The organism is Microbacterium sp. NPDC055910 (genome assembly GCF_042271185.1).
Classification (GTDB): domain Bacteria; phylum Actinomycetota; class Actinomycetes; order Actinomycetales; family Microbacteriaceae; genus Microbacterium.
In genome coordinates, this window is record NZ_JBHJZS010000057.1 from 1 (window position 1) to 7,569 (window position 7,569).

Consider the following 7,569-nt stretch of genomic DNA (forward strand, 5'->3'; position numbering starts at 1 on the left):
TACGGCGACTGACCCCACGACAGGGTCAGACGCCGTACTCGGCGCGGATGAGGTCGCGCAGCTGCACGCTGCAGGCGGCGACCGTCTCGCGCCAGTCGGTGCGGGCATCGTCCTGCGCTCGGTCGGACACCGACTTCAGCACGCGGATGGGCACACCGAACTGCTGCGCGACCCAGATGTAGGCGTACACCTCCATGTCGACGAGGCTCGCTCCGAGGGGCCGGATCGACTCGAGGGCGACGGCGTCGTCGACGAACGAGTCGCCGGTCGCGATCGTGAGGCCGTCGCGGCCGAGGTCGACGCGCGCGGGGAGCGAGACGTGTTCGCCGACGATGCCGTCGAAGCTCGCGACATCGTGCTGCACGGCCGCGGTCACCTCGTACACGGTCGACTCGAGGCGCGGATCGATCGCACCCGCCGTGCCGACCACGACGATCTCGTCGTAGTCGTTCGCATCGAGCGCACGCGTCAGGGCGAAGGTCGCCATCATCTTGCCCGGTCCGGTCACGAGCCGGTCGAAGCCGGGGAGCTCAGCGGGAAAGGCGACGAGTTCGGCGTCCAGCGCCGCGACGAGGAGTTTCACCCGTCCATTGTCCCCCGTACGGGCGACTAGCCTGGACGCGATGTCGACTCCCTCCCCGTCGCAGCCCGCGACGGCCTCGATCCCGCTGTCCTCCGCGGCCCGCTGGCGCGCGTTCTGGATCTGCGTCTCGGTCGCCGCGATCACGATCCTCGACCTGACGAAGGTCAACGTCGCACTCCCGTCGATCGGCGAGGTCCTCGACGCCAACTCCACCGAGTTGCAGCTCGTCGTCTCGGGCTTCGTGCTCACGTTCGGACTCGCGCTCGTGCCGTTCGGCCGGCTCGGCGATCAGCGCTCGCGCCGCATGCTCTTCGTCATCGGACTCTCGCTGTACACCCTGACGAGCATCATGTGCGCGCTCGCGCCGAACGCGACGATCCTGCTCATCGCCAGACTCGCGCAGGGCGTCGCCGCCGGCATCCAGATGCCGCAGGTGCTGGGCATGGCGCAAGAGCTCTTCCAGGGCAAGGAGCGCGGCCGCGCCTTCGGCCTCTTCGGCGCGACGATCGGTCTCGCGACGGCCTTCGGCCCGACCCTCGGCGGCTTGCTGATCGCGATCGGCGGTCCCGAGGACGGCTGGCGGCTCACGTTCTGGATGAACGTGCCGCTCTGCCTCATCGCGATCGCGCTCGTGTTGTGGATGCTGCCGGCCACGCGAACCCGTTCGGCCAGGAGCGTGCGGCTCGATCCCGTCGGCCTCGTGCTGTTCGCGGCATCCGTCATCTGCTTCATGTGGCCGTTCCTCTTCACGACGGGCGCCCCCGAGGACGACCCGGCCCGCTGGTGGCTGCTCGTCGGCTTCGTGCTGTTCACGGCCGCCTTCATCGCGTGGGAACGCCGCTACTCCGCGAAGGGCGGTACGCCGCTCGTGCCGCTGCCGCTGTTCGGCATCGCGTCCTATCGCAACGGGACGCTGCTGCAGACGGCGTACTTCACGGCGATGCCGGCCATGTTCCTCACGACGACGCTCTTCCTGCAGTTGGGGCTCGGGGTCGAACCGGTGTACGCCGGCATGGTGTCGATCGGCTTCGCGCTCGCGAGCGCCGTGACGTCGTGGATCGGCGGCAACCTCGTCAACCGGTTCGGCCGGCCGATCGTGCTGTGGGGGCTCATCGCGATGCTCGTGAGCGCGGGCGGTCTCGTGCTCACGGCCCTGTTCGCCGACCCGCTCTGGACGCCGTACATCATGGCGGCCGTCATGATCGTCGGCGGTGCCGGCGGCGGATTCGTGATCGCGCCCAACCAGACGCTCACGCTCGCCGATGTGCCCGTGTCGCAGGGTGGCGTGGCCGGCTCGGTCGGACAGCTCGGCCAGCGCATCGGCACGGCGGTCGGCATGGCCGTCGCCCTGTCGCTCTTCTACGCGACGATCTACCGCGAGACCGGGATGCACGATGACCTCGTGGTCTACCAGGATGCCTACGCGTACGCCATGATCTCGATCGCGGTGTTCCTGGGCCTGGCGTTCCTCGTCTCGATCCTCGATCTCACCGACCGCCGCCGCGCCGGCAGAGGCGGCCGCGCGCGGCACTGAGCTCAGCCGAGCGCGATCGGATCGACCACCGTCCGGCGCTGATCTCGTCGCCAGCGCTCGCGGGAGACCCGGAACTCGGCCCGTGTCGTGAAGCGGTACCGATACGCCACGACCCGCACGGAGCGGGGCCGTGCGCCGGCGAAGGGATCGCGCGCGAGAAGTCGCAGCGTCGACTCGTCGGCTTCGAGCAGCCGCACGAGGAACACCGCGAACCAGTCCTCGAGCGACCTGCCCAGCGGCAGGAACCACATCAGCCAGTCGAGCCGCAGATGGTACGGCGCGACCCACGGCGGCACGCGGCGCAGGTCCTGCGGCTTGCCCTTGAAGGCGTACTCGCGCCAGTCGACGCCGTCGAGCGTGCCCTCGACGACGTATTCGATGCGCGTCGTGGTCACGGTGCCGAAGGCGCCGTACGCGTTGGCGAGCTGCCAGCGGTTGAAGCTTGCGTTCATGAGCTGCCGCGACGCGGCGAGGTTGCGCACGGCCGGCCAGCTGATCACGACGTAGAGCGCCCCGACGGTGCACGTCGTGACGAGCCAGACCAGCGGCATCCCGTCGATCAGCCAGGGAGCGTCCGTCACCGCACGCGCGCTGGTCGGCAGCCCGATCGCCGTGAACGCGATGACGATCGTGGCCCAGTTCAGCCAGGCGAAATTGCCCGTCGCGACGAGCCACAGCTGAGTCACGATGACGATGCACCCCGCCACGGCGCCGACGACGGCAGGACAGGCCGCATCGATCCACAGGCCGAGGATCGGCGTGAAGAGCAGCCACGGCACGACGAGCTGGGCGATGTGGTTGCCGACGACCTCGAGTTTGTGGAACCAGCGGGGGAGGAGGTGGGCCTGGCGGCTGAGCGGCCCGGGCATGGGCTGCGTCTCGTGGTGGTAGGTCAGCGCCGTGAGGTCGCGCCACTCCCGCCCTCCGCGGATCTTGATGAGCCCCGCCCCGAACTCGAGACGGAACAGCAGCCACCAGAACAGGACGATGACGACGACGGGCGGCGGCTGGGAATCCGAGCCGAGGAAGGCCGCGAGGAACCCCGCTTCGAGCAGCAGCATCTCCCAGCCGAAGCCGTAGAAGGTCTGCCCGATGCTGACGATCGACATGTACCCGATCCACAGCGCGAGGAAGCACACCATCGGCACCCAGGGCGGCCCCCATTGCGGGATGCCGCACACGAGCGCCGCCGCGATCACGAGGCACACCGTGCACAGGGCGACCAGACGCCGATCCGTGTACCGCCACCGCCGGAAGATCGTCGGGCGCAGCAGGCGCGCTCCGCGCGGTGAGGACCGCGCCCACTCCAGCAGCTCGGGTGCGGGCAGCAGGCCGCGCTCGCCCAGCAGCGGGCGGAACTGATTCAGCGTCGAGACGAAGGCGACGAGGTACAGCGCGGCGATGCCCCGCTGCAGCACCTGCCGCGCGAACTCGAAGTCCACCGCCGCGAACCCGTCCATCGGTCCATGATCGGCCCCTCGTGCCGCGGGACACGAGGGCTGGACAGGGGTCAGACGAGTCGGTAGCCGACCCCTCGGACCGTCTCGATGCGATCCGACCCGAGCTTCTGCCGCAAGTACCCGACGTAGACGTCGACGACGTTCGAGCCGGGGTCGAAGTCGAATCCCCACACGCGGCTGAGCAGCTGCTCGCGGCTGAGCACCTGGCCGGCGTTGCGCACGAGCTCTTCCGCGAGCGCGAACTCGCGGGCCGAGAGCTCGACGGCCGCGCCGCCGACGTGCGCGAGCCGGGTCCGCACGTCGAGGACGAGGTCGCGGTGCGAGAGATCGATCGATGCGCCGGCGGAATCCCGGCGCATGCGCAGGCGGATCCGCGCGACGAGCTCGTCGAAGCGGAAGGGCTTGCCGAGGTAGTCGTCGGCACCGCCCTCGAGCCCGGCGACCGTATCGGCGAGCTCGACGCGCGCCGTGAGCATGATGACAGGCATCGTCGACCCCGAGCCGCGGATGTTCTCGAGCACCTCGAAGCCGTCCATGCCGGGCAGGTTGACGTCGAGCACGAGCAGATCGAACTCGCCGCTGAGCGCGAGGTCGAGCGCCTGCGGACCCGTCGGTGCGACGCGGGTCGCGAAGCCCGCGGCGCGGAGCCCCTTGTCGATGAAGCCCGAGATCCGCGATTCGTCATCGGCGATCAGAATGGATGCCACGTCAGTCCTCTTCGTCGACAGCGGGTGGGAGCGTCGCGGGTCGCGGTGGAAGCGGCGGGCGCGGCGGGATGGGCCCGTGCGCCGCGGCGGCGGCACGCACGAGGGGCAGCGAGATGACGAACCGGGCGCCGCCCCCCGCGGCGTCGGCGACGCGCACCGATCCGCCGTGCGCGCGGGCGATGACCTGCACGATGTGAAGACCCAGACCGCTGCCCGAGCGCTCATGCGCGTCCGCGCCGCGGTGGAAGCGGTCGAACACGTGCGGCTTCGCGTCGTCGGCGACGCCCGGGCCGTGGTCGCGCACCGAGATCTCGAGGGCGTCGCCGGCGACGCGGCTCGCGATCTCCATCCGCCCGCCACCGTGGGTGACGGCGTTCTGGGCGAGCTGCAGCACCGCCTGCGTCACGCGCGCGGCATCCAGAGCTGTGACGACCTGGGCGATGTCGCCGGCGATCACGTCGCTGCCCTCGATGCCCTGCGCCTTGCGCAGGATCTGCTGCACGAGATCGGCGGCGTCCGTCGGTGCCAGGCGCACGGGCGACGGCCCGTGCAGTGCCGCGTCGGCGGCGAGGTCCTGCACGAGGCGGCTCATGCGCTCCAGTTCGTCGACGACGAGGTCGCGCGTCGCGCGCACGTCGGATGCATCGTCGGGATCGACGACCTCGAGGTGGCCGCGCACGATCGTGATGGGGGTCTTCAACTCGTGCCCGACATCGCTCAGCAGGCGCCGCTGCGAGTCGAGCGCCTCGTCGAGCCGGTCGAGCATGTCGTTCATCGTCTGCGCGAGCTCGGACACGTCGTCACGGCCGACGATCGGCAGCCGCTCGGTCAGCGACTGGGCCGACACGCGCTCGGCCGTCTCGCGCATCTGCCGCAGCGGTCGCAGCAGCCGCGTCGTGACGAGCACGCCGACGACGGCGATGACGACGAGGGTCACCAGCGACGCGATGAGGAACACCCGCGCGGCGCTGTTGATCTCGGCGAGCTCGGCGTCGATGTCGTACGCGATGACGAAACCGGCCGTCGCCGTGGCATCCCCGTCGATCGTCACGGGCACCGCGAGGTAGCGCCACGCGACATCGTCGCCCGTGTAGGTGCCGATCACCGGTTCGGACTCGGGCGCCGTCTTCAGGATGTGCGGCACGAAGCCGGGCGCGCTCTGCAGATCGACGTCGAGACTGATCCCGGGCACGAGCGCCGGGGCGCCGTCGACGAGACCGATGACGCCCGTGTTGTCATCGGGTGCCGTGCGCTGCACGATGGTCGTGAGCGCCTGCTCGGCGGAGTCCCACGTGCCGGAGTCGTCCGCACCCTGCTCGACGAGGAACCGCGCGGACTCGAGGTTGGCGGCGAGCAGCTCGTCGATCTGGCTCAGGATGCGCTCGCGCTCTTCGAGATAAACCACGAAGCCGACCGAGAGCAGGCCGATCGCCGCCACGAGGGTCATCACGGCGATGAGCCGCGTGCGCACCGAGACGACGGGCACACGGAGCAGGGACCCCCGCGATCCGCCCTCACCCATGCTGTTCAGTATCGCGTGCGGCACGAGCGGCGGGCGCCAGTGTAAGAGAGATCTCATCCCGTTGCGGCCGCACCCGTGCTGGGATCGAGGGATGGACATCGACCCTCCCGAGCGCGCGCTGCTCGTCGACGCGCTCGACCTCGCTCCCGACGCGCGCGTCACGCTGCTGAGCCGTGAGCCGCTCGGGCGAGGAGCGGTCGCGGGCTTCGACGTCGCGGTCGACGACGAGACGGTGACCTACTTCGTCGACACGTCGCGCCGCGCCGTCGCGCGCGAGACGGGCATGGTCGCCGGCAGCCTGGACGATCCGGACGTGCGGGTGTGGGTGCATCCCGCGGATCCGCACCTGCCGGCGTTCGCCGCCGTCGCGTTCGCGCACGCCGCCGAATCGCTGCTCGCCCGGCTCGGGATCGCGGCGACGGGTCTGCCCGAGCTCGTCGTCTATCGCGCGGGGCGGCGGGGCGTGCTGCGGATCCCGACGACGGAGGGGCCCGCGTGGGTCAAGGCCGTGCCCCCGAGCCGCATCGCGGCGATCGTCGAGGCGCACACGGTGCTCGCGGCGGCGGGGATCCCCGTGCCCGCCGTGCGCGGCTGGTCCGAAGACGGCGTCATCGTGTGGGACGCCGCGCACGGCACCCCCGCCCCGGATGCCGCGTGGTCGCCCGTGACGCTGCTCGACGCCGTCGACGACCTGCGGGCCCGCTTCGCGGCCGCGCCGCTGCGTCAGCCCGCGCGCACGCGACTCGACCGCCGCCTGGACTGGTACGACGAGCGCCTGCACGCCGTGCTGCCCGACGCGCAGGCCGCGAGCGCCGCCGACATCGCCGGGCGCGCGCGCGAGATGTGGCCCGATGAAGCGCTGACGGTCATCCACGGAGACCTGCACTTCGGACAGCTCTTCCTCGGCGAGGGCGACGTCGTGACGGGCGTCATCGACGTCGACACGGCGGGGGAGGGAGCCGCGAGCGACGACACGGCGGCGTTCCTCGCGCACGCCGTGGCCAGCGCGCTCCTCACCCCGGCTCCGCGCGACGCGCGCGTGTGGGAGCTCGCCCGTCACGGGTTCGAGCGGTGGGACGGGCCCGCGCTGCGCGCCCGCGCGGCGACGCACCTGCTCGGTCACGCGCTCGGGGCGGCCGAGGCCGGCGACGACGACCGTGCAGAGCGGATGCTGCGGGTTGCGGCATCCGTTTCTCGAGGCGATGCGGAGGCGCTCGGCGCAACGTAAGAGGCGTCTCATGTCCGGCTTCGAGGCCGCTTACCCCGGCCTTGCAGACTGGAGATGCCCCGGCGGGGTCCGACCCCCCGCCGGACCGAAAGGAAGAGAGACATGATGAACAAGAAGAAGAAGTGGATCACGTACGGTGTCGCCGGCGCCCTGGGCCTCTCGCTCGTGGGTGGAGCCGCCGCCGCGACGGCGGCCAACATGGACCTGCGCACGGGTGACGGCTCGGTCGTCCCCGGCGGGCCCGTCGTCGGCTCGTCGGGTGACGTGCTCGACCGCGACACCGTGAAGATGCGCGCGACGGACACGTCCGCTTCGGTCATCTCGACCCCGTCGGTGAACTCGGCCCCCAGCCGCCCCTCGCCCGTCTCGGTCGTCAGCGCGCCGTCGCCCGTGGCCCCCGCCCCGGCTCCCGCACCGGTGGACTCGCCGCCGTCGCCGGCATCGGTCCCTTCGCCGGATTCCCCGCCGTCGCCGGCATCGGTCGCTTCGGCCGGCTCGGACTGACGTCTGGATCGACGGGCGGCGCCTCCTCGGG

General features: G+C 71.2%; 7 protein-coding genes. 3 read left to right on the forward strand and 4 right to left on the reverse strand.

Going from position 1 to position 7,569, the window contains the following annotated elements:
• Positions 1–25: 25 nt before the first annotated feature.
• A complete protein-coding gene (locus ACFC3F_RS14710) occupies positions 26–583 on the reverse strand; it encodes a nucleoside phosphorylase (RefSeq protein ID WP_376131351.1) in 558 nt (185 codons plus the stop codon).
• Positions 584–623: 40 nt separating this feature from the next.
• Between ACFC3F_RS14710 and ACFC3F_RS14715 the strand changes: the two genes are divergently transcribed.
• Positions 624–2,117, forward strand: coding sequence for an MFS transporter (locus ACFC3F_RS14715; protein WP_376131354.1), 1,494 nt, complete (start codon positions 624–626; stop codon positions 2,115–2,117).
• 2 nt (positions 2,118–2,119) lie between these two features.
• On the opposite strand, the gene ACFC3F_RS14720 is transcribed toward ACFC3F_RS14715, so the two are convergent.
• Genes ACFC3F_RS14720 through ACFC3F_RS14730 form a run of 3 tightly spaced genes read right to left on the reverse strand, consistent with a single transcriptional unit; the run spans position 2,120 to position 5,806 of the window.
• A complete protein-coding gene (locus ACFC3F_RS14720; RefSeq protein WP_376131357.1) occupies positions 2,120–3,577 on the reverse strand; it encodes a lipase maturation factor family protein in 1,458 nt (485 codons plus the stop codon).
• A 50-nt stretch (positions 3,578–3,627) separates the two neighbouring features.
• The gene (locus tag ACFC3F_RS14725; RefSeq protein WP_376131360.1) at positions 3,628–4,284 is read right to left on the reverse strand and encodes a response regulator transcription factor; all 657 of its coding nucleotides are present in this window, start codon (positions 4,282–4,284) and stop codon (positions 3,628–3,630) included.
• A gap of 1 nt (position 4,285) precedes the next feature.
• Positions 4,286–5,806: a sensor histidine kinase gene (locus tag ACFC3F_RS14730; RefSeq protein ID WP_376131363.1), complete on the reverse strand. Its 1,521-nt coding sequence runs from the start codon at positions 5,804–5,806 to the stop codon at positions 4,286–4,288.
• A gap of 91 nt (positions 5,807–5,897) precedes the next feature.
• Between ACFC3F_RS14730 and ACFC3F_RS14735 the strand changes: the two genes are divergently transcribed.
• The gene (locus ACFC3F_RS14735) at positions 5,898–7,034 is read left to right on the forward strand and encodes a phosphotransferase (protein WP_376131366.1); all 1,137 of its coding nucleotides are present in this window, start codon (positions 5,898–5,900) and stop codon (positions 7,032–7,034) included.
• Positions 7,035–7,136: 102 nt separating this feature from the next.
• Positions 7,137–7,538 (forward strand): hypothetical protein, encoded by a 402-nt coding sequence (locus ACFC3F_RS14740; protein WP_376131369.1) that lies wholly within the window; start codon positions 7,137–7,139, stop codon positions 7,536–7,538.
• Positions 7,539–7,569: the final 31 nt, after the last annotated feature.

Excerpts from the sequence above, each read along its gene's own strand:
- ACFC3F_RS14715 (WP_376131354.1), top strand. The coding sequence starts at position 624 with ATGTCGACTCCCTCCCCGTCGCAGCCCGCGACGGCCTCGATCCCGCTG.
- ACFC3F_RS14740 (WP_376131369.1), top strand. The coding sequence starts at position 7,137 with ATGATGAACAAGAAGAAGAAGTGGATCACGTACGGTGTCGCCGGCGCC.
- ACFC3F_RS14720 (WP_376131357.1), bottom strand. The coding sequence starts at position 3,577 with ATGGACGGGTTCGCGGCGGTGGACTTCGAGTTCGCGCGGCAGGTGCTG.
- ACFC3F_RS14730 (WP_376131363.1), bottom strand. The coding sequence starts at position 5,806 with ATGGGTGAGGGCGGATCGCGGGGGTCCCTGCTCCGTGTGCCCGTCGTC.
- ACFC3F_RS14735 (WP_376131366.1), top strand. The coding sequence starts at position 5,898 with ATGGACATCGACCCTCCCGAGCGCGCGCTGCTCGTCGACGCGCTCGAC.